The organism is Halanaerobium hydrogeniformans (genome assembly GCF_000166415.1).
Classification (GTDB): domain Bacteria; phylum Bacillota; class Halanaerobiia; order Halanaerobiales; family Halanaerobiaceae; genus Halanaerobium; species Halanaerobium hydrogeniformans.
In genome coordinates this window covers 981,251-1,001,691 of record NC_014654.1, presented here as the reverse complement: position 1 = coordinate 1,001,691, position 20,441 = coordinate 981,251, and the positions used below count along the sequence as shown (strand labels likewise).

The 20,441-nt window shown below is 32.4% G+C and carries 19 protein-coding genes, 6 tRNA genes, 1 other RNA gene and 1 pseudogene; 2 read left to right on the top strand and 25 right to left on the bottom strand.

The genetic code is table 11. The features are described from left to right. Positions 1–6: 6 nt before the first annotated feature. The 17 genes from HALSA_RS04440 to HALSA_RS04360 form a co-directional block, all read right to left on the bottom strand. Positions 7–1,128 (bottom strand): YibE/F family protein, encoded by a 1,122-nt coding sequence (locus tag HALSA_RS04440; protein WP_013405413.1) that lies wholly within the window; start codon positions 1,126–1,128, stop codon positions 7–9. 101 nt (positions 1,129–1,229) lie between these two features. Then, a tRNA-His gene (locus HALSA_RS04435) sits at positions 1,230–1,306 on the bottom strand. A 27-nt stretch (positions 1,307–1,333) separates the two neighbouring features. Further along, positions 1,334–1,410: transfer RNA gene (locus HALSA_RS04430), tRNA-Pro, on the bottom strand. A 14-nt stretch (positions 1,411–1,424) separates the two neighbouring features. Further along, a tRNA-His gene (locus HALSA_RS04425) sits at positions 1,425–1,501 on the bottom strand. A 243-nt stretch (positions 1,502–1,744) separates the two neighbouring features. Continuing rightward, positions 1,745–1,822, bottom strand: a tRNA-Arg gene (locus tag HALSA_RS04420). Positions 1,823–1,824: 2 nt separating this feature from the next. Continuing rightward, a tRNA-Gly gene (locus HALSA_RS04415) sits at positions 1,825–1,898 on the bottom strand. 8 nt (positions 1,899–1,906) lie between these two features. Then, positions 1,907–1,983, bottom strand: a tRNA-Pro gene (locus tag HALSA_RS04410). 128 nt (positions 1,984–2,111) lie between these two features. Further along, positions 2,112–2,714: an XTP/dITP diphosphatase gene (locus HALSA_RS04405; protein ID WP_013405412.1), complete on the bottom strand. Its 603-nt coding sequence runs from the start codon at positions 2,712–2,714 to the stop codon at positions 2,112–2,114. Positions 2,715–2,716: 2 nt separating this feature from the next. Further along, entirely contained in the window at positions 2,717–3,436 is a 720-nt protein-coding gene (gene rph, locus HALSA_RS04400) for a ribonuclease PH (RefSeq protein WP_013405411.1), read from the bottom strand. Further along, positions 3,429–4,304 (bottom strand): glutamate racemase, encoded by an 876-nt coding sequence (gene murI, locus HALSA_RS04395; protein WP_013405410.1) that lies wholly within the window; start codon positions 4,302–4,304, stop codon positions 3,429–3,431. Before murI ends, rph begins: the two co-directional genes overlap by 8 nt. Before the next feature lie 27 nt (positions 4,305–4,331). Further along, positions 4,332–4,871, bottom strand: coding sequence for a GerMN domain-containing protein (locus HALSA_RS04390; RefSeq protein ID WP_013405409.1), 540 nt, complete (start codon positions 4,869–4,871; stop codon positions 4,332–4,334). A 1-nt stretch (position 4,872) separates the two neighbouring features. After that, entirely contained in the window at positions 4,873–7,155 is a 2,283-nt protein-coding gene (locus HALSA_RS04385) for an N-acetylmuramoyl-L-alanine amidase (protein ID WP_013405408.1), read from the bottom strand. Between the two features lie 19 nt (positions 7,156–7,174). Beyond that, complete coding sequence (locus HALSA_RS04380; protein ID WP_013405407.1) at positions 7,175–8,752, bottom strand: sensor histidine kinase; 1,578 nt, start codon at positions 8,750–8,752, stop codon at positions 7,175–7,177. A gap of 49 nt (positions 8,753–8,801) precedes the next feature. Next, on the bottom strand, positions 8,802–9,731 hold the full coding sequence (locus tag HALSA_RS04375; protein ID WP_041595787.1) for an ABC transporter ATP-binding protein: 930 nt from the start codon (positions 9,729–9,731) through the stop codon (positions 8,802–8,804). Then, positions 9,724–10,239: a hypothetical protein gene (locus HALSA_RS04370; protein WP_238524778.1), complete on the bottom strand. Its 516-nt coding sequence runs from the start codon at positions 10,237–10,239 to the stop codon at positions 9,724–9,726. The genes HALSA_RS04375 and HALSA_RS04370 overlap by 8 nt, the downstream gene beginning before the upstream one ends. Next, positions 10,232–11,293, bottom strand: a complete 1,062-nt coding sequence (locus HALSA_RS04365) for an ABC transporter permease (RefSeq protein WP_013405404.1) — start codon at positions 11,291–11,293, stop codon at positions 10,232–10,234. The genes HALSA_RS04370 and HALSA_RS04365 overlap by 8 nt, the downstream gene beginning before the upstream one ends. Positions 11,294–11,600: 307 nt before the next feature. Continuing rightward, positions 11,601–12,005, bottom strand: coding sequence for a hypothetical protein (locus HALSA_RS04360; RefSeq protein ID WP_013405403.1), 405 nt, complete (start codon positions 12,003–12,005; stop codon positions 11,601–11,603). Positions 12,006–12,184: 179 nt separating this feature from the next. Between HALSA_RS04360 and HALSA_RS04355 the strand changes: the two genes are divergently transcribed. Both HALSA_RS04355 and HALSA_RS04350 read left to right on the top strand, forming a co-directional pair. Then, positions 12,185–12,760 (top strand): chromate transporter, encoded by a 576-nt coding sequence (locus HALSA_RS04355; RefSeq protein ID WP_013405402.1) that lies wholly within the window; start codon positions 12,185–12,187, stop codon positions 12,758–12,760. A 26-nt stretch (positions 12,761–12,786) separates the two neighbouring features. Then, a complete protein-coding gene (locus tag HALSA_RS04350) occupies positions 12,787–13,350 on the top strand; it encodes a chromate transporter (RefSeq protein ID WP_013405401.1) in 564 nt (187 codons plus the stop codon). Positions 13,351–13,354: 4 nt separating this feature from the next. Here HALSA_RS04350 and HALSA_RS04345 read toward each other — a convergent pair whose 3' ends face one another. The 8 genes and pseudogenes from HALSA_RS04345 to rnr all read right to left on the bottom strand — a co-directional run bounded on the left by HALSA_RS04345 (position 13,355) and on the right by rnr (position 20,399). Next, positions 13,355–13,639 carry a DUF503 domain-containing protein gene (locus HALSA_RS04345; protein ID WP_013405400.1) on the bottom strand — a complete coding sequence of 95 codons (285 nt, stop codon included), beginning with the start codon at positions 13,637–13,639 and terminating at the stop codon, positions 13,355–13,357. Next, positions 13,620–14,699: a mechanosensitive ion channel family protein gene (locus tag HALSA_RS04340; protein WP_013405399.1), complete on the bottom strand. Its 1,080-nt coding sequence runs from the start codon at positions 14,697–14,699 to the stop codon at positions 13,620–13,622. The genes HALSA_RS04345 and HALSA_RS04340 overlap by 20 nt, the downstream gene beginning before the upstream one ends. Before the next feature lie 124 nt (positions 14,700–14,823). Then, on the bottom strand, positions 14,824–15,855 hold the full coding sequence (locus HALSA_RS13230; RefSeq protein ID WP_337998481.1) for an HD-GYP domain-containing protein: 1,032 nt from the start codon (positions 15,853–15,855) through the stop codon (positions 14,824–14,826). Positions 15,856–15,864: 9 nt separating this feature from the next. Then, positions 15,865–16,182 (bottom strand): annotated as a pseudogene (locus HALSA_RS13225) (PAS domain S-box protein); the annotation flags it as partial. A 26-nt stretch (positions 16,183–16,208) separates the two neighbouring features. Next, on the bottom strand, positions 16,209–17,135 hold the full coding sequence (locus tag HALSA_RS04330; RefSeq protein ID WP_013405397.1) for a PAS domain-containing protein: 927 nt from the start codon (positions 17,133–17,135) through the stop codon (positions 16,209–16,211). A gap of 143 nt (positions 17,136–17,278) precedes the next feature. Further along, positions 17,279–17,635: a transfer-messenger RNA gene (gene ssrA / locus HALSA_RS12610) on the bottom strand. Between the two features lie 115 nt (positions 17,636–17,750). Beyond that, the gene (gene smpB, locus HALSA_RS04325) at positions 17,751–18,233 is read right to left on the bottom strand and encodes an SsrA-binding protein SmpB (protein ID WP_013405396.1); all 483 of its coding nucleotides are present in this window, start codon (positions 18,231–18,233) and stop codon (positions 17,751–17,753) included. 18 nt (positions 18,234–18,251) lie between these two features. Then, positions 18,252–20,399 carry a ribonuclease R gene (gene rnr / locus HALSA_RS04320; protein ID WP_013405395.1) on the bottom strand — a complete coding sequence of 716 codons (2,148 nt, stop codon included), beginning with the start codon at positions 20,397–20,399 and terminating at the stop codon, positions 18,252–18,254. Positions 20,400–20,441 lie beyond the last annotated feature (42 nt).

The following is a 20,441-nucleotide window of genomic DNA, read 5'->3' as shown; positions in this document are numbered from 1 at the left end:
AAATAATTAATGCTTTTTCTTAACTTTATTAATTAAAAGTGCTGCAGAAAAAGCTGTAATAGGAATAGAAATTACCAGTCCTATCGTTCCTGCTATACCACTTAAAATTTCTGTTGCTACAAAATCCATATTGATAATTCTCAACCAGGAAATTTGATTAAATAATAAAAGTAATAAAAACGGAATTGCTCCACCTACATAGGCTAAGATCAGAGTATTTGCCATTGTCCCCATAATATCTCTTCCCAGCTCAAGTGAATGATCCATTAATTCTTTAAATTCAATCTCAGGATTGGCATTTTTAATCTGATAAGCTCCTGAAGCTATTGACATTGCCACATCAGTAATTGCACCTAAAGAAGCAATTATTATTCCTGCATATAAAAGGCCTCTGAAATCAAGTCCTTCTATACCTGAAGCTAACATTTGAGCCTCCTGGGTTCCAAGCCCTGATAGGTGAGCTATATTTCCAATATAATAGGCCAAAATACCGGCTATTATTACACCTGAACCAGTACCAATTATTGCAGATAAAGATTTAACATTCAAACCACCAATAATTGTTAAAATTAACACTATAACTGCAAGTGCACTAAAAGTAGTTGCCAAAATTGGTGACCAGCCCGCTAAAATAAGAGGCAGCATAACCCGAACAATTATAAATGCTGTAATAAATAAGGTAAATATAGTTTCCAGACCTTTTAGTTTGCCAACCAAAAGCAGAGCTAAAACTAATATTATTACCGCTAATAATAATCCTCGATCTCTTGCAATATCCTGCAGATAAATATCTCTTGTTCCATTATGTTCAAAAGAAACTAAAACAACCCTTAATCCTTCTTCCAGTCTAATATTTAAAAATCTGTGATCAGCCTGATAGTCATTTTCAATCTCTACTATATCACCAGCCAGGGGTCCATCAGTAACTTCAACTAAAGCCTCTTGAATATATCCATCCTCAGATTGATATTCTTCAATTTCTAAAACTCTACCCCTAAAATATTCTTCGTTTGTAGGCTGAGATGAAATTAAGTTTGTTTCTGGAATAAAAAAACTTGAAATAATAAATATCAGGCTGAGTATAATAATCACAAATATCCATTTTTTAAAATCTATCTTTAAATCCATATTTTTCACCAACTTATTTGAATTTTAAGTATATCAATTTAACCAAAAAAATCCCCACCGATTATAGAGTGGAGAAGCTGTTATAAACTTTTATAAAAAAATGGGGTGGATGATGGGGCTTGAACCCACGGCCTCAGGAGCCACAATCCTGCGCTCTAGCCAACTGAGCTACATCCACCATATTAGATTGATTAAAAACTTGAAATGGTCGGAGCGAAAGGATTTGAACCTTCGACCCCCTGCTCCCAAAGCAGGTGCGCTACCAAGCTGCGCCACGCTCCGCAAAAAAATAAAAATGGGGTGGATGATGGGGCTTGAACCCACGGCCTCAGGAGCCACAATCCTGCGCTCTAGCCAACTGAGCTACATCCACCATATTAGATTGATTAAAGCTTGAAAATCAAGCTTAATTATCTGACGACAATTGTTATTATAACAGTAAAATTAAGTATTTGTCAAGCAGCTTTTAATCTTTTAAATTAAAAATCAGACAAAAATAAAACTAATATTATTAACTCTATTAAGCTTCTATTCATATTATATCACATTTAAATGTTTTTTAAATAAAAAAACACCTTCTCAGGTGAATTAATACTTGTTCTTATTAAAATAAAAATGGCGCGCCTGATAGGATTCGAACCTATGGCCTACGGATTAGAAGTCCGTTGCTCTATCCAGACTGAGCTACAGGCGCGGAGCGGGAAACGAGACTCGAACTCGCGACCCTCAGCTTGGAAGGCTGATGCTCTAGCCAACTGAGCTACTCCCGCGTATAAAATGGTCGGAGCGAAAGGATTTGAACCTTCGACCCCCTGCTCCCAAAGCAGGTGCGCTACCAAGCTGCGCCACGCTCCGATTATGCCGCCAAAAAAGTATTTTTTCTGTGACAGCAATTAATAGTATATAGTAAATATATGCCTCGGTCAAAAAACAAATAGCCATATATTAGCTCTTAAATTAAATAAAGTATTAGATACTCTCATTTACTCCATATAACACTCTTTAAGTACCTCTTTTAATTTCTGAAGTGCTTTAGCTCTATGGCTTATTTTATTCTTTGTTTCAGGTGATATTTCTGCCATAGTTTTATTGAATTTTGGTAGATAAAAAATGGGATCATAGCCAAAACCATGCTCTCCTGCAGGTTGTTGAACTATCAAGCCCTCACAGCGTCCTTCTACAACTATTTCTTCCTCTTTAAAAGGATCTACAAGGGCCAGTACCGAAATAAAAGCAGCTTTGCGCTGCTCCCCATTTATTCCCTCTAATAGAGAGATGATTTTTAAATACTTCTCACGATCATCCAGATCATCTCCACCAAATCGAGCAGAACGGATACCTGGAGCACCAGCTAAATATTCTACTGAAAGCCCTGAGTCATCTGCTAAAACAACCTCATTAAGTTCAGCTGCCCTTTGCCTTGCTTTTTTGAGGGCATTTTCTCTATAACTTTTCCCATCTTCTATAACTTCAGGCAGCTTTTTATCTTCTGGTAACGGCAAAAAATCTATTTTTAAATCTGAAAAAAAAGATTTTATCTCTTCAATTTTATGCTGATTACCACTGGCAATTATAATTTTTTGCATAATTATTCAACTGCCAGATTCAGCTTTTGTATCTCTATTAATTCTCTAATTCCTTTTTCAGCTAAATCATACAATTTGTTCATTTCTTCTCTGGTGAAGGGATTTTCTTCAGCAGTACCCTGAATTTCGATTATCTCACCATTTTCGGTCATAGCGATATTCATATCCACCTGAGCCCTAAAATCTTCTTCATAACAGAGGTCTAGCATTGCTTTCCCCTCAACAATTCCCACACTGGTAGCTGCCATAAAATCTTTTAAAGGGTTTTCGCTTAACTTACCCTCAGCAAGCAAAAAGTTAACCGCATCAACTAAAGCAACATAAGCTCCTGTTATTGAAGCAGTTCTAGTCCCTCCATCAGCCTGTAAAACATCACAATCAACCCAGATAGTTCTTTCTCCCATTTTATCAAGGTCAATTATTGCTCTTAAACTACGACCAATTAAACGCTGTATTTCTTGGGTTCTGCCACTTAACTTTCTTTTAGCAGCTTCTCTAATATTTCTATCCTGAGTAGCTCTAGGTAAAAGAGAGTATTCTGCTGTCAACCAGCCAGTGTTCTGCCCTCTCAAAAAATATGGTACACTATCTTCTATAGAAACATTACACAAAACCATTGTATCTCCAGTTTCAACTAATACTGAGCCTTCAGCATATTTTGTAAAATCTCTCGTTATTTGAATATCTCTTAACTGATCAAGTTCTCTTCCATCATTACGCATTATTTAAATTTCCCCCTCTGTTTTTTAAAGCAAGAAAAATATTTTCTTCTTTAAATTCTAAATTATCCAGCTTTAAAAAACGTCTTCCATGTTCCAAAAAGCTTTTAGATATTCTACTCTCATCACTTACAATAAATTTATGTTCCCCCTCAACAATATCTTTATTTAAAAAGATATCCTTGTTCAATAAATTAGCTTTATTTAATTCTTTTCTGAACTTTAAGGCTGTTTCCTGAGCAGGATTAACAAGCATTACATCTTTTCCCATAACCTTTGCTAGAACAGGCATTAAATATGGAAAATGGGTGCAGCCTAAAATCAATACATCCACTTTCGCTTTTATAATTGATTCTAAATATCTATAAGCAGTTTTTTCTACCTCAGGGCCAGAAAACTTTCCTGCTTCTACTAATTTTACAAAACCCGGACAGGCTTTTGCAAAAATCTCTGACTCTGCTGATTCATACTTAATAGCCTTCTGATAGGCCTGACTGTTTATAGTCCCTTCAGTACCTATAACCGCAATTTTATTGTTCTGACTAACTTTAACAGCTTTTTTGGCCGCACTATCGATCATTCCGAAGATCGGAATTTCAAATTTTTGCTTTACATAATCTAAAGCTGCTGAACTACCAGTATTACAAGCAATTACAACAGCTTTAACATTTTTTTCTTGTTTTAAATAAGCTATTATATTTTCTACATATTCTCTAACCTCAGAGAGTTTTTTAGGACCATAAGGCAGGTGCAAAGTATCACCATAGTAAATTATATCCTCTCCAGGTAATAGCTTAAATATTTCGCGAGCAACTGTTAAACCTCCAACACCTGAATCAAGCAAACCAATTGCTCTTTTAGAATCATCCAAAAAGACCAACTCCTAAATCTCCTATTCTTAATTGTCTGTAACTAGTTCTTGATTGTACATTAAAGGGCGACTCAAGTCAAGATGACCAACTAAAGTTTCTACTTCTTGACCTTCCAGTAAAATTTGTACTGATTGAACCTCATTTAAAGCTGTATAGCTATTAACTATAGAATAGATAGTTAATAGTTCACCAGTGCTTCCACCCCAGTGGTTTTCTCTTAAAGCTGAATTGAAATTTAATATTAAAACATCTTCATCTAAATCATATTCCAGCAACTCCACTTCCTCTGGTATTGTAGCTGAAAGATTTTCAGACTCGGGTCCTTTATTTAGCTCTGCGATGATCTGAAAATAAAGATCATCATCTTCAATAATTTCTCTCTGCTCGGCAACTAAATATTGAGCATCCTCTGTTGAAAAATAGACATTAATTTGATCATCTACAAATAAATTATTGGAGATAAAGATAAGCAAATAAACTAAAGCAGCAGTTAAAAGAAGAATTCGCATGACAGCTAAAATCTTTCTTTTCATTTCTGGATTCAAAATACTTTGCTTTTCTGCCATTTTATCTGCCTCCGTTCTCTCTGATATAGTCAAGAACACCATCAACAATTAAATTGGCAGCTTTATTTCGAAATTCATCTGTTTTAAGTAGAGCTTCTTCTTCAGGATTAGATAGAAAACCTAATTCCACCAGTGCAGACGGCATTTCTGTGTATCTTATTACATAAAAATTATCGTTTTTCAGACCACGATCTACAAGACCAAGATTCCTTGATAACTTATCATGAATTTTTTCCGCGAATCTGCGACTGTACTCAGTATTGTTATGGTTGAAATAAGTTTCAACACCACCAACTTCAGGGTTGTTCGTCGAATTAGAATGAATACTAACAAATAAATCAGCCCCTGATTGATTGGCAATTCTTACCCTCTGTTGTAAAGAAAGAAATTCATCTTTATCTCTGGTTAAAAGAACATTCTGACCCTCTGCTTCTAATAATTCAGCAATTTTTAATGAAATAGCAAGTGCAGGCTCTTTTTCTTCTAAACCTGCTCTGCCAATTGCTCCAGGATCAAAACCTCCATGGCCAGCATCAACAACAATTAATCTTTCCGGCATTTCTTTAATATCATCAAGTACATCATCATGCTTAGAAAGAGCAATATTGATTACCCTTCCCTGATCACTTTCATTTACCCGATGATTATAATATTCATCTAATTCAAAAACTAAACGGGTAACTTCTCTGTCTTCTATAACATAATTACTGCTTCGAATGTCCTTAATTAAAGAACCCTTTTCTGGCAAATCTAGTTCAGAAATATTATCTATAGTATTTTCCACATCAATAACAATTCGGTGAGGATGAGTAAATTTTTTAACTTCATAATCTGGATTACCTGTTAATGCTACAGCCAGATTTTGAAAATCTTCATCTTCACTGCTTTGTATGCTAGAAAATTTATTTTGAAAGCTAATTGTATAATTATAAACTCCATTTTTCTTTTCTTCATGCCAGTTATAGCCAGTTAGCTCATGTAAATCAGCTACCAGTCTAACTGTATCATTATCAAAACGAGCAGTTCTTATACTGTTTATTAAGGGATCATCAACCTCTAATTTATCAGCAATATTTGCACCTCTTTTAGTATTCAAGAGATTAACAACAAGTCTTGGCGGCTCAGACAACAAAAAGTTGTCAGGATTTATAGAAGATTGTGATTGAAAAGTAATTTTGCCTGCTGCATATTCTAAATTGCTGATTTCTGACTGCTCACCTTTTCTAAAGCTCAAAATACTGCTCTGCCTGTCTTCGCTGTTATCAACCGCCTGCATAATTTGATTATCTTTAAGTTGGGCTTCTATTCTTAAAATAACAGGATCCAGGCTATGTTGAGTGACATTCACATCTTTAATTAGGGGATTATCTCGCAGATCCTTTTCATAATTACCAATTACAAGTGAAGGAATATCAATAATCACCCGGTTAGAATCACTTAAATAATTGATGTCTGCCTGAGGTATATCTCCGGTAGCTTCTATATTAAAGAAATTGTCATCACCAATAGATACTCTTTTTAACTGAGGCAAAAAGCTCAGAGCAAGGGTATCACTATCTTCACCACTATATTCATAAACTCCTCCATCAATTTGAAATGGAATCGGATTTCTACTTCTCAAAACGAGTCTCAAAAGTGCCCGATCTGGAACATTGACTACCCTTAAATAAAAGTTGTTATTTGAAACATTATCACTGAATTCTCGGTTGACCTCAGCTTTATCGATTTCAATTATAATTTCTCTACCATCATCACTCTGTAAAACCCGATAAGGAGAGATCTCATCCATTTCAATATTTAACTGATTACCATCCTCTTTCCACTCGATATTATTAATGGTAGTATCTGGCTGAAAAATATATAATTCATCACTATCTCGCTGAAATTCCAATAAATAGCCAAAAGCTTCTATTGTTTTTGCCAGTGGTATGTAAGCCTGATTATCAATTAAAACCAGCCCGGCTTCAGTCCGAATAGCATCATTTCGATTATTATTTCTAATCTGAATAAATCTGCTGTTGGCCATCAATTTAACTTCTACCCCATCTGTTTCCATTTCCAGTAATTTAAGTGAAGGGTGCCAGTTATAATCAATATCCAAGAGATCAGCAAGATCAGTAGCTTTAATTAAAAATTCACCTTCAACCACAGTACTAGAAATTTGATCTGTAATATCTTCATTATTAAAATAAATAGTATTTTGAGCAGCAGCGGATTCAAAAGCAAGAATTGGAAGTAATAATAAAATAAATGCTGTAAAAATTACCCTGCATCTTAAAGACAAGATCTCTCCCCCTTTCTGGTTATATATAATTAATGTCACTAAATTCTAGTTCTACTTTGTTTAACAAACTATCAGGAGAATAACTTTCTTTTTCAACTATTTCTTGATCAATAGTTTTAAACGGCAAAAAAACTTTAAAATTGCTATAATAACCATAGTCACTTTCTAGCTCTATTTTGCCACCGTGCATTTCGATTATTGATTTAACTAAAGAAAGTCCAATTCCACTGCCTTCTCTTTTTTTCTTAAAACTTTGGTCGACCTGTCTAAACTTATCAAAAATTATTGCCTGATTTTCTTTTTCAATTCCAATTCCAGTGTCTTTAACAGATAATGATATAGCTTCATCAACTTTCTGGAGAGTTAAAATTATTTGATCTCCTCTAGCAGAAAACTTGACAGCATTAGAAATTAAATTCAAAATAACTCTTTCTATATTAAAAGGATCACAGGCAATAACAGCAGAATCTAAATCACAAATAAATTTAAAATCTCTTTCTTTCTCTTCAAGATAATCACTAACTGTATTCACAATTTCTCTAATAAGTTTAACTATATCGAAATTACCTCTGTGCAAACTGAAAGCATCCACTTCAATTCGTGTTATATCTATTAAATTATTAACCAGACGCAAAAGTCTAAAACCATTGTTTTTTATGGATTTTAAATAATTATTTATTTTGTCTTTGTCTTTATAAGTTTGAGAATTATACAAATAAAACTCGAGCAACTGTAGACTAGAAAAAATTAAATTTAATGGCGTTTTTAATTCGTGAGAAATATTGGCAAAAAATTGAGTTCTTAATTTACTGTATTCTAGTTCTTCGTTTTGTTTTTTAATTTTTTCTTCAGCTCTAAGTCTTTCTGTAATATCTCTCGCAATTGAAATAACCTCGATTATATTATCTTCTTGATCTCTTATAATTGCATTGTTCCATTCACAATATATCTCATTACCATCTTTAGAAACATTTTTGTTAATATTATTATTATAATTTTGAAAACCACTGAATAACTTTTCAGTCATCTCTGTAACTTCTGAATAATAGTCCTCTGGAACTAAAAGATTAAAATTCTTATCAAGAACCTCTTCCTTTTCCCAACCAAAAATTTCTTCTGCCCGTTGATTCCAATCAATAATATTAGTCTGACGATCATAAACGACAAAAGCTAATGGAGCCTGATCAAACAAGGTTCTATACCTTTCTCTATTTCTAAAAAATATATTTTCTTTTTTTATCTTATCTGTGATATCAACTGCTAGACAGAGCAAATAATCAATTTCCTGCTCATAATTTTGATGAGGAATTACATCTACCTCAACATTCTTCTTTTTATTATTTATTTCCAAAATTATTTTTTTCTTTTTCCGCTCTCCACTTTCAAAAATCTTTTGATTAAAGTTTTTGATTTTTAGAGAGTCCTCTTGATTTAAAATCACTGATATATTTTTATTTTCAAGTTCTTCAATTTTTAATCCGCAAAAATCGGCCATTTTTTTATTAACAGCACCAAACTCATCTGCCTTATTAAAAGTAAATGCAATTTGTTTTAAATCATTAAATAGAAAATAAAAATCATCTGATAATATAGTCAATTTAAAAACCTCTTTTTTAAAAAATTTAAAACAGTATATTATAAGGAGGCTAAGAATTAATCTGTTTAAAAACTTCCTGTAGGTCTCCTTCTCTATTTTTAAGATCAACTAATTTGTATTGGTCAGTAATCTGATTTAGCCTTTTAAAAAGATTCTCCTCAACAAATAGCTTAAGATAAAAGTTGTCTTCTTCAATTTTGAATTCTTCACCTTTTTTAAGCAAAACTTCTAACTGCCTTTTTAAACTTTTTTTATTTAAAGAAAAAGGATCATAAGCAAAAATCAGTTCTAAAAAATCCTGTTGTAAATTATCTTTAAAGATCGATGGTTTATCCAGTGCAATCAGATTTCCCTTATTTATAAAAGCTACTCTATCACAGAGGCGATCAGCTTCTTCTAAATAATGAGTACTTAATAAAACAGTTTTACCCTCATTTTTTAATTGAGAAATCTTTTTTCTTATTATTTCTGCAGAAATTGGATCAAGACCTCCAGTTGCTTCATCAAGGATTAATATTTCTGGTTCTGCTAAAAGAGAACGACAGATCATCAACCTTTTTTTCATACCTTTAGAAAAGTTTTTGACAGCTTTTTTGCGAACATCAAATAATTTATATTCCTTTAAAAGCTCTTCAACCTTAGCTTTTTTAACATTATTTATTCTGGCAAAAAAAATCAGGTTATCATAAGCACTAAGCCGATGATACAAATTGCTTTCTTCAAAAACAACTCCTATTTTTTCTTTAATCCAACCGGGCAGCCCAGATATTATATTTTCGCTAAAAATATTGATCTCTCCACTATCTGCTTTTAAAAGTCCGATAATAATTTTAATAGTTGTTGTTTTTCCAGCTCCATTTGGTCCTAAGAGCCCAATGATTTCACCTTTATTAACCTTTAAATCAATACCTTTTAAAGCTTCAAAGCTGCCGAAACTTTTTTTGAGATCTTTGATCTCTAAGATATAATCATCAACCATTATCCTCGGCCACACTTTCCGGACTCAGATCATCTAAAATAGGTTCCGGATCCCAAAACAATTCAAAATGATCATCTTTCTCTCTTAAATAGATCAATTTATCAGATTCTCTTTCCCGACTACCTAAACGCCTAAACTTGATTAAATATGAAACTTCAACTGTATAAAAAGTACCTTCATCTTCTAGAAAAGGAAATTCTTTTTTAAACTCTTGATAAGAAATTTCCTCAGGATTAGTTACTTCAATATCAGTATATTCAAGCTCATATTTTTCGAAATTATCCTGTTGAAATTCAATATATTCATCACTGCTCAAAATTATTTTTAATTCATCTGCAAAATTATCATAAACTTCTTTGAAATTTTCTTGAGCATAATTGTCATAGATATATTCGCCAAATTCTACCGGATTAGCAAAATAACCTGCCTCAGTACTTTGGGTAAAAGAAAAAATTAAAATCGTCAATACCAACAAAGAAAATATTTTCCACTTATAATTTTTATTCAACAAATGAATCAGCCTTTCTTAAATAAACATATATTATAATATAAAATAGTAGGGCAAAAAGAGTTAATGCTGTTATTTCAATAAAAAGATTGATATTTGCTCCTTGATAAACTAAAGTTTTGTCTAAAGCCCGATAAAGATAATGTGACGGAAAAAACAGGGCCAGCCTCTGAGTTAAAGGAGATACATCTGCTACTAAAGCCGGAAAAATTATAGGAAAATAGATAACTGTAGAAATTGATCTAGCTGAAGCCTGAGAATTTGTAAAGATACTTATTATTAGACCTAAACCACTGAAAACAAAAGAAGCAATGGTTATTATAAAAAGTGAAAGTAATAAACGGTTAAATGAAAGTACCAAAACACCATTTAAAGCTCCCATTAAAACAGAAGTTATTAAAGTTAAAACGAGTGCAAAAAGGCTCTTAGCTATTATTATATCAGATGCTTTAAGTTTTGTAACCATTAAAGCTGCCAGGGTATAGTTATCCTTTTCCTCAGAAAGCGAACCTGAAATAAGCATTAAACCAATCATCGTTATTGTTACAGTTAACCAGACCGGTAAAATAGCACTTGCTGCTTCAAATTCAGCTGCACTTTCAAAGTTGAATTGAGGTCCCTGATCAAGTCTATGATATGAACTTAAAATCTGTGAAATATTTTCTCTTAAAATAAAAAAATTAATTGTATCCCTGCTGTCAAGGTAAATTTGATACCGGTCTTCTATATTTTCTCTATCCTGATAATATATTAAAGCTGCATCAATATTACCTGAAGCTGTATCCTGCCTGCCTGCTTCTGCTTCAGAATATTTATTTACATTAAAATTTTGAAAATTATCATCTATAAAAGCTGCAATTTCTTCTGAACCTTCACCACTAATACCTAAATTAAAGTTTCTCATCAGCTGTTCTCCACTAACAAGCGAAAACATTAAAGATGCAAAAAGTGGTAGTAAAATTATCATAATTGCTGTTCTATTTTTCAAAGATTCTTTAAGATCTTTTAAAATAATCAATGAAATGACTTTGATTTTATTAAAAAAAATTTGCATAAATTACTCCTTTAAATATTACTGCTTTTTATACTCTATATATTTTATATTCTGGAAATTAATAGTTATTCCTGCTGCAAAATAATAGCAGGGAGAAATATTTTTATATTTCTCCCTTTTAAATTCAGTATTAGGGAGCCATTCTATCAAAAAAGTAAACTAATGCCCAAACTATTACTATAATTCCTACTATTTCTGCCATTATAACTCCCCCCTTCCTCAAAAAGACTATAGATTTTTTATTTTCTACTATATAGATATTTCTACAAAAATTATTAATCTCCTTTAAAAGCACTGTCAAAGTGCACTATTCGGTTGTTATTATCCCATATTCACTTAGCTCTAAACCGGCTAAAAGTTCTATTATATAAAGAGGAGCCAATAATTTGTTATTAACAAACAGTACTTCTGTCGGCATTTCATAATCTCCAGCCTCAGTTTCTAATATATTACTATTGACATTTAATAAATAAAACCTACCTCCAGAAATCAATAAGAATCTTTCTGCTTCAAGCTGATAAAGATTAATATCAAGTTCATCTGCTAATTCATCGACCACAAATAAAGTTGATTCATCGAGTTGTTGAGGCATGATCATAAAGTGTTTTTCTTCAAATTCCAATTCAACCGCTTCTACTGCAGCAGTATTTAATACAGCACTCAAAAAGAAAATCATTAAAAAAGATATCAATATATTTAGATTTTTTTTCAATTTTTTACACCTCTTTTCTCTTTAAAGTAATTACTTTATTTTTAAAGCAAAGAAAATGTTCCGGTCAGGTTAATTGATATCATATAATTTAGATAAAATATAATTAATATGTTATAATAAAGAGCGAATTCTTTTATAATATATTTTGAAATATTATTTTAGCTCAGGTGGTGGTAAAGATGAAAGAGATATTTAAAATATTTTTTATATTTTTTAAAATAGGTTTATTTACTTTTGGTGGTGGCTATGCCATGCTGCCAATAATCAAAAGAGAACTGGTCGATAATCTAAACTGGATCACAGAAAGTGATATCCTTGATTATTATGCGATTGGTCAAAGCACACCGGGAATAATCGCAGTTAATACTGCTACTATGACCGGCTATAATCTAAAAGGAATTAAGGGTGCTTTAGCTGCTACATCAGGCTTTATTATGCCTTCTTTAATTATTATTACAATTATTGCCAGCTATTTTAGTCGTTTTCAAGAAATAGAGTTATTCCAGCATGCTTTTTCTGCAATTCAGATTGCTGTTGTAGCACTTATAATAGACATAGTGATAAAAATGTGGAATAAGTCTGATAAAAGTAAAATAAGTTTATTGATTTTTGTTCTGGCTTTTATATTACTTGCCTTATTAAGGGTTTCACCAGTTTTTGTAATCTTAGCCTCTGCAATAAGTGGTATAATTATTCAAAGGTTTAGAGGTGAATTCAAAAAAAGTGTTAAAGAATATAAAAATAATAAAAACTAAATTTTCAAGAAAGAAGGTCAATTTTAATGATTTACATAATATTATTTTTAGAATTTTTTAAAGTAGGTCTTTTCGCCCTCGGTGGAGGCTTAGCTGCCCTCCCCTTTTTACAGGAACTAATAGTAAAATATGGCTGGATAACCTCTGAAGAACTGCTAAATATGATTGCAGTTTCAGAATCAACTCCAGGTGCAATTGGTATTAACACAGCCACCTTTATAGGTTATAATACTGCTGGTATTATGGGAGGAGTTATCGCCACAATTGGACTCGCTGCCCCATCAATTATTATTATTTCAATTATTGCTCATTACTTTAAAGAGTTTAATAATCATCCTCTTGTTAAATCTGCCTTTGTCGGAATTAGACCTGCTGTTGCCGGACTAATTGCTTCTGCAGCTTTTCAGCTCAGCAGAGGACAAATCTTTCATTTCGATAAACTTAACACCGATTTAGAAATTTTAAGTTTTTTAGATTTAAAGGGAATCATATTATTACTGCTAATATTTTTAGCGATCCGGAAATTTAAAAAACATCCAATTATATATATTTTGGCTTCTGCTTTAATTGGAATCGTTTTCAAATTCTAAAAAGCTATCTGCTGATATTTACCTCATAGTCATCAACTGAAAATTCATGAAAAGTATCTATAAAATCTAAATATTTATCCATTATACTCTGTAGATAGCGATAATCATTTCCAACTGTAACAACTCCTATCACAGCAGTCTGTAAATAATCTTGAGATTCGAGCTCTGCTGCAGCAACATTAAATTTATTTTTGCTTTTCTGCAGCAGACTTTTAATTATATGCCTTTTATCTTTTAGAGAACTAAGCCCTGGTAGATATAATTTAAGTTTACAGCTTGCTATTATCATTATTTTTACCACCATCCTGTAAATGAATAGTTTGAGTGGGGAAGGCAAAGTTGATTCCTAGCTCATTAAATTTTTCATTTAATTTGTAGTTTATATTCTGCTGGATATCCATATACACCCTATATTCCCGGCTCTGAACAAAAAAGACCACCTGAAATTTTAGCGAAAAATCTCCATATGCTTCAAAATGAGCTCGATCAAATTCGGTCTTATCTTCAGCCTTAATTATTTCTTCAACGATTCCAGGAATCTGCTTTATTTTTTCTAAAGGAGTTCCATATTCTATTCCAAAGTTGAAGTTAATCCTTCTTCTCTGCATTCGCTTGAGATTGTTGATCCTTGAGTTAACTAAATCGGTATTAGAAATGATTAATTCTTCTCCACTTATGCTTCTTAAACGAGTTGTTTTGATCCCAATATGCTCAATCGTACCTCTATAATCACTAATCACTATATAGTCCCCTACATCAAAAGGTTTATCAAAATAAATAGTAAAATAATTAAAGAGATCATTTAAAATATTCTGGGCTGCAAAAGCAATAGCAATACCACCGATACCCAGACCGGTTACAAGACCTGTAATCTCAATATTTAAATTATCCAGAATGAATAAAAAGGCAACGATCCAGATAATCGCTTTAATTATAAATAAAGTTATTGTGAGAATATTATTTTCTTCTGTACTTCTTTCTTTTTTCTCCCAGTGTTTTCTTAAGAGATATGTAATAATATCCTGAATAATTAAAACTGCAAAAAATACAGTTAAGATCATTAGCACAGCAGTAATAACGGTATCTAGCACATCTATAGTTCTTAATTGATTGAAAGCTATATATACTGTCAAGAAATATAATAATGGATAAAGCCTCTTTTTGATCAGTTTTTTAAGTAGCTCAGCAAATGAATGAGAAAATTTATCAATGAATATGTTGACTCTATCAAGTAAAAATTTATCAAATAATTTGATTAATAAATATACACTTATAATAAAAATAAATGCTCTTAAATAATTGAGTATAGTATTATTAAAAATTATGGTATTTAAATTTAGATTCTGCATCAAATTCCTCCCGGTTTTAAAGCTTAGCCGATAATAGGCTTATATTATATATTAACCATTTTTAGCTATTTACCTGCTTTTAAATCAGCTAAATTTAGCTATTTTAGATTAAAAAAAGAACCTTTTAAGGCTCTTTTTTTAAAGATCTAATCATTTTTATAAAAGCTTTGGCTAATTCTGGATCAAACTGACTTCCTGAACAGCTTTCTATTTCTGCTAAAGCCTCTTTTTGAGAAATAGCAGCACTATATGGCCTTTCATTGGTCATCACATCATAAGCATCTGCGATTGCAATTATTCTTGCTAAATAGGGAATATCTTCTTTTTCCAGCTCTCTGGGATAACCAGAGCCATCCCAATTTTCATGATGAGCTAATATCTCTTCTGCAATCAAGGCGAATTCTTTGGTAGAAGCAGCTATTCTACTGCCTATCTCCGGATGTTTTTTTATTATCTCCCATTCCTCATCTGTTAGCTTACCTGCTTTGCTTAATATTTCTTCGGAAATAGTAGCCTTCCCTATATCATGTAATACTGCCAGCAGAGATAAACGGTCTAATTCCGAACTTGGCAGCCCCTTGTCTTTTCCCAAATCATGGGCCAACTCAATCATTCTTAAAGCATGTTCTTTAGTCTCACTACTTTTAACACTTAAAGTATTTAGCAAGCCCTGAATAATTTTATTTTTGGCACTTTTGCCTTCGAGCAGCTTGTTTTGATACATTGCATCATCTGCTTTTTTTAGAATATCTTCGATCTTTTCTGATTTTTGTGTTTTAGTAGCCACACCAAAACTTAGTGAGATGGGGATTTGCTCATTTTCTGTTTTCTGAGTCGCTTTTTTTATTCTTTTTAATATTTTTTCAGCTGTTGTTTGGTCACTCTGTGGTAACAATATAACAAACTCATCTCCACCATGCCTGGCTAAAATATCTTCTTTTCTAACCACATTATCTAATATTTTAGCAGCCTTGATCAGCATTTTATCTCCTTTATCATGGCCAAAGGTATCATTTATAATTTTTAAACCATTTACATCAGCCATGATTATACTTATCGGAAGCTGTCTTTTTGTATCAAGTCTTTGTAATTCTTCTTCAAAAAATCTTCGATTATAGAGGTTAGTAAGTTTATCTTTATATGATAAATATTTAATCTCTTCTTCTTTTGCTTTTCTTTCAGTAATATCTTTTAAAAAAGCTAACTCATATTCTTTATTATTATGTTCTAAATACCTGCTTGTAATTTCGACATCAATTAGCTTCGAATTTTTAGTTATAACTTTACTTTCGATTATATCAGTTTTTTGTATTTTTAAATTTTCCCAATCTTTTTTTCGCTCAGTTTTTAAATAACTCATATCTATATCAAATATTTTTTTGCCGATCAACTCATCAGAACTATAAGCTAAAATTTCACTGACCTGTTTATTAACATATTCAAAACTACCTTCTGGACTAATCCAGAATATGCCTAAAGGGGCATTGTCAACTGAAAATTGAGTTAATTTTAGTTTTTCTTCCCTTGCCTTTTTTTAGTAATATCTTCGGCAGAGCAAACTACAAATTCTACTTCATTTTGCTCATTTATTTTAGGAATTTTTCTAATACTTAAAAGTCTTCTTTCTCCCCTGTGATTTTTTACCCATTCTTCACTCTTGTTTTTCTTTTTATCTTCAAAAACTTTTTTATTGCCTTTTCTACAGATCTTTGCCTCTTCAAATGAAAGAACATCAGCCAGTTTTTTATTCTCAATTTCCTCTTTTTCATATCCTAAAAAATCTGCATGAGCCTGATTGACCTTCCCATAACTATCATAATCTTTAAGATACCAGATTTGGGTATCGGTATTATTTAAAAGTATTTTTTGCTCTTGATTCAGTTTATCTAACTGCTGTCTTGTTTTAAATTTTTGATAGCTAACTATAGAAGTAAATGCTGCTGAGCTTAAATAAAAGGCAAAATAATATAGTCTAAAACTGATCGAAAGCTCTTCTGCAAGAAGCAGGGTTAAGCCCACAAAAAGAGCCAGAGCAACATTGCAGTAAAGGAGAACCTGATTTCCCTTAAAAAAGAGGTTGGCAATTATCATTGAGCCAATCAATGCTACAGCCAGATTATATTGAAAAGAATAAAAATATGTAATATAGGCTAGATGGGCTAAAACAGAATAAACTATTAGATAAGAAGCTGTTTCAAGTCTCCTTTTAAGCCAATCATTAAAGTAAGATATGATAAATAAAATTATGGATAAAAAGATTATAAATCCCCGATGGGCAAGTGGAATCGGATCCGCTCCAGTGGGAATATTATAATAAAAAAGTCCTGAAACAAAATAAAAATAAGCAATAACCAATAAAATAACCCTGTAAAAATTAGCAGAGCCGTATTTATCTTTACTTTGCTCTTTGAGAAATTTAAGCTTATTTTTAAACAAGATAATCTCCCTCTCCCGACATTTTATTAACATTATAATTATTATATAGTATTATTCACCAGTTTTAAATAAAAATAGATATTTTTTTGCAAAAAAATAAGCTCAGCCTCAGCTGAGCATTCCAAATAAATATATTTTAATTTTGGTGGAGGTGGTGGGAGTCGAACCCACGTACTGAATGACTCACCCAGTAGTTTCTACGAGTGTAGTTCAGTTTTTAATCTCACAGTAAATGCTCCACTGAACAGGATCATTTACTGCCAGTCTGTTAATTGTCCTTTCTTCTTACAGACATCAGAAGAAAGTTAGCCTGCTTTATATGGCACCTGGGACGACTCCACAGGCAGGAGACGGCCAGGCGTTAACTGCCTACGCGGCAGCTAAAGCGTAACTATTATCGTTTGCGGATAATTTTATAGTTCCCAGTGTTTTTCGAGTGAAAGAGAATCCTCGACTCGCTTCTAAAGGATTTACCATCCAGGCGAAGCCAGAACACCCCCAAAATTAGCTTTATCTTTACTGCATAACTATTATAACTTAAAGGTCAGGAAATGTCAAATTAATTTAAAAACAGCCATTTAACTTGCATTCAAGCGGGAAAAGGAGGAAAATAAATTAAAAGTCTCCCTCTTTTCTTCTTCTATTAAAAGCTTTTTCCATCTCTCTTTTGGCTGTTTCTTTTGCAATATCTCTTCTTTTATCATGCTTTTGTTTACCCTTAGCAACAGCAAGCTCTACTTTACAGAGGTTTTTTCTTAAATAAATAGTTAGGGGAACAAGGGTATATCCTTTTTGAGTAGTATAACCGATCAACTTTCTGATCTGACTTTTATGCAGTAAAAGTTTCCGCTTTCTTTCCGGTTCATGATTAAAACGGTTGCCCTCTTTATAAGGACTTATATGCATATTATGCAGATAAACTTCTCCTCCCTCAACCAGGGCAAAACTGTCTTTTAGGTTAACCCTATGGTTACGGATAGATTTTATCTCTGTTCCCTGTAATTTAATTCCTGCTTCATATACTTCTTCTATATAAAAGTCATGCTTTGCTTTTTTATTTCTGGCCACTATCTCTATATCTTCATCTTTTTTAGCCAAGTTTACCACATCCTTTAATTATTCAATCTTTTCTATTAAGCTAAAGTCAAGCTCTCGCTCATCACGATTAACATTGACTACTTTAATTTTGAGTTCATCACCAATTCTATAAATCTTATTTGTTCTCTCACCTATCAGGCGGTATTGATCCTGATCATAATGGTAATAATCATCTTTTAGTTCCTTGATATGGATCAAACCTTCAACAGTGTTTTCCAGCTCTACAAAAATACCAAAACCGGTTATACCACTAATAATGCCTTCAAATTCCTCGCCAATCTTATCTTCCATGTATTCAATCTTTTTAAGATCAACTGAATCTCTCTCAGCATCTGTGGCTCTTCTTTCCTGTAAAGAACAGTGATCGGCAATTTTAGGAAGTTCAGCATCAATTTTATCCTGCCTGTTTTTGCTTAAATAACCTGCTGCTATAGTTTCTTTAATGATTCGATGAGCTGTGAGGTCAGGATATCTTCTAATCGGTGAAGTAAAGTGAGTATAATGGGTAACACCAAGACCGAAATGACCGATATTTTTTTCCGAGTATACTGCCTTTTTTAATGATCTTAACATAACTGTTTCAATTATCTTCTCTTCTTTACTTCCCCTGACTTCCTCTAATATAGCCTGTAAAGAACGGGGATGAACACCATTTTTTATTCCCTTTAATTCATAACCAAAATTATGGATAAACTCTTTAAACTGGATCATCCTATCAAGATCTGGTTCTTCATGAATTCTATAAATAAAGGGCATTTCCCGCCATGACATTTCAGCAGCTACAATCCTATTAGCTGCAATCATAAATTCTTCAATCAACTGTTCTGCTTCCCGGTGAGGTCTTTTCTTTAATTTAACCGGCTTTCCCTGTTCATCCAGTTCCACCTTAACCTCAGTAAAGTTGAAATCCATACTTCCTTCTTCAAAGCGGTTTTTGCGCAATCTTTCTCTGAGCTTATTCATCATATTTATTTCTTCGACAAAATCACTATATTCATCTTTTATCTTTTCATCTTTATCTTCAATTATTGCCTGAGCATCATCATAGGTCATCCGGTGATTAGATTTGATAACAGATTTAACTATTTGGTGATCCGAAATTTCAATTCCTATCTTTCCACATAGTTTATATTCAATAAAGACCGTTAATGTCATCCGATCCACATGAGGATTAAGACTACAGATTCCATTTGATAATTTTTCAGGCAGCATTGGAATAACCCTATCTACCAGATAAATACTTGTTGCTCTATTATATGCTTCCTTGTCAAGCAAACTGCCCTTTTTTACATAATGACTCACATCAGCAATATGAACCCCCAGGCGATATTTCTTATCACTGATTTTTTCTATAGAAACCGCGTCATCTAGATCTTTTGCATCAGCACCATCAATGGTAAGCAGTTTTAAGTCTCTTAAGTCTACTCGATCTTCATCGGTCTTAATGCTTTGTTCATCAACCTCATCAGCAATATTTTTTAATTCATTTCTGAGATTTTTCGGAAATTCTCCAGGTAAATCAAGCTGACGAATAATAGCCTCAATATCAACTCCAGCATCATCTTTGTGGCCCAAAATCTCTGTAATTACACCTTCAGGATTACGGTTTTTAGCAGGCCAGCGTGTTATTTTAGCTACGACCTTATGCCCATTTTGAGCACCATTTAAAGCATCTGGCGGAATAAATATATCATTACAAATTCTTTTATTATCAGGTATTAAAAAACCATAATTTTTATATTTTTCTAAATTACCTACTATTGTTTTGTTAACTCTTTCTATTATTTCTGCAACTTCTCCCGCCTGGCTTTTACCCCTTGAAGAACGTACTAAACGCACAAATACCTTATCATTATGCATAGCACCATTCATATTGGCTGAAGAAATATAGATGTCATCTTTTTCTGGGTCATCAGGTATTAAAAAAGCATTACCAGAAGCTGTTTTTTCTATTCTACCTGCAATCAAATTAAATTTCTCTGGTATACCAAGTAAACCTGCTTCATTTTGATAAATATAGCCAGATTCTAAAAGATCATCCAGCAGTTCAGAAAATAGCTGCTGTTGATCACGACTAATATCAAATTTTTTATAAATTTCTTTTTTGCTAAGTGGTTTATGGACATCTTCTCTTAGTTTTCTTAATAATTCACTTCTTGCACTCATTTATTAATCATCCCCAGTCATTTTAGACTATTTTTAAAAATT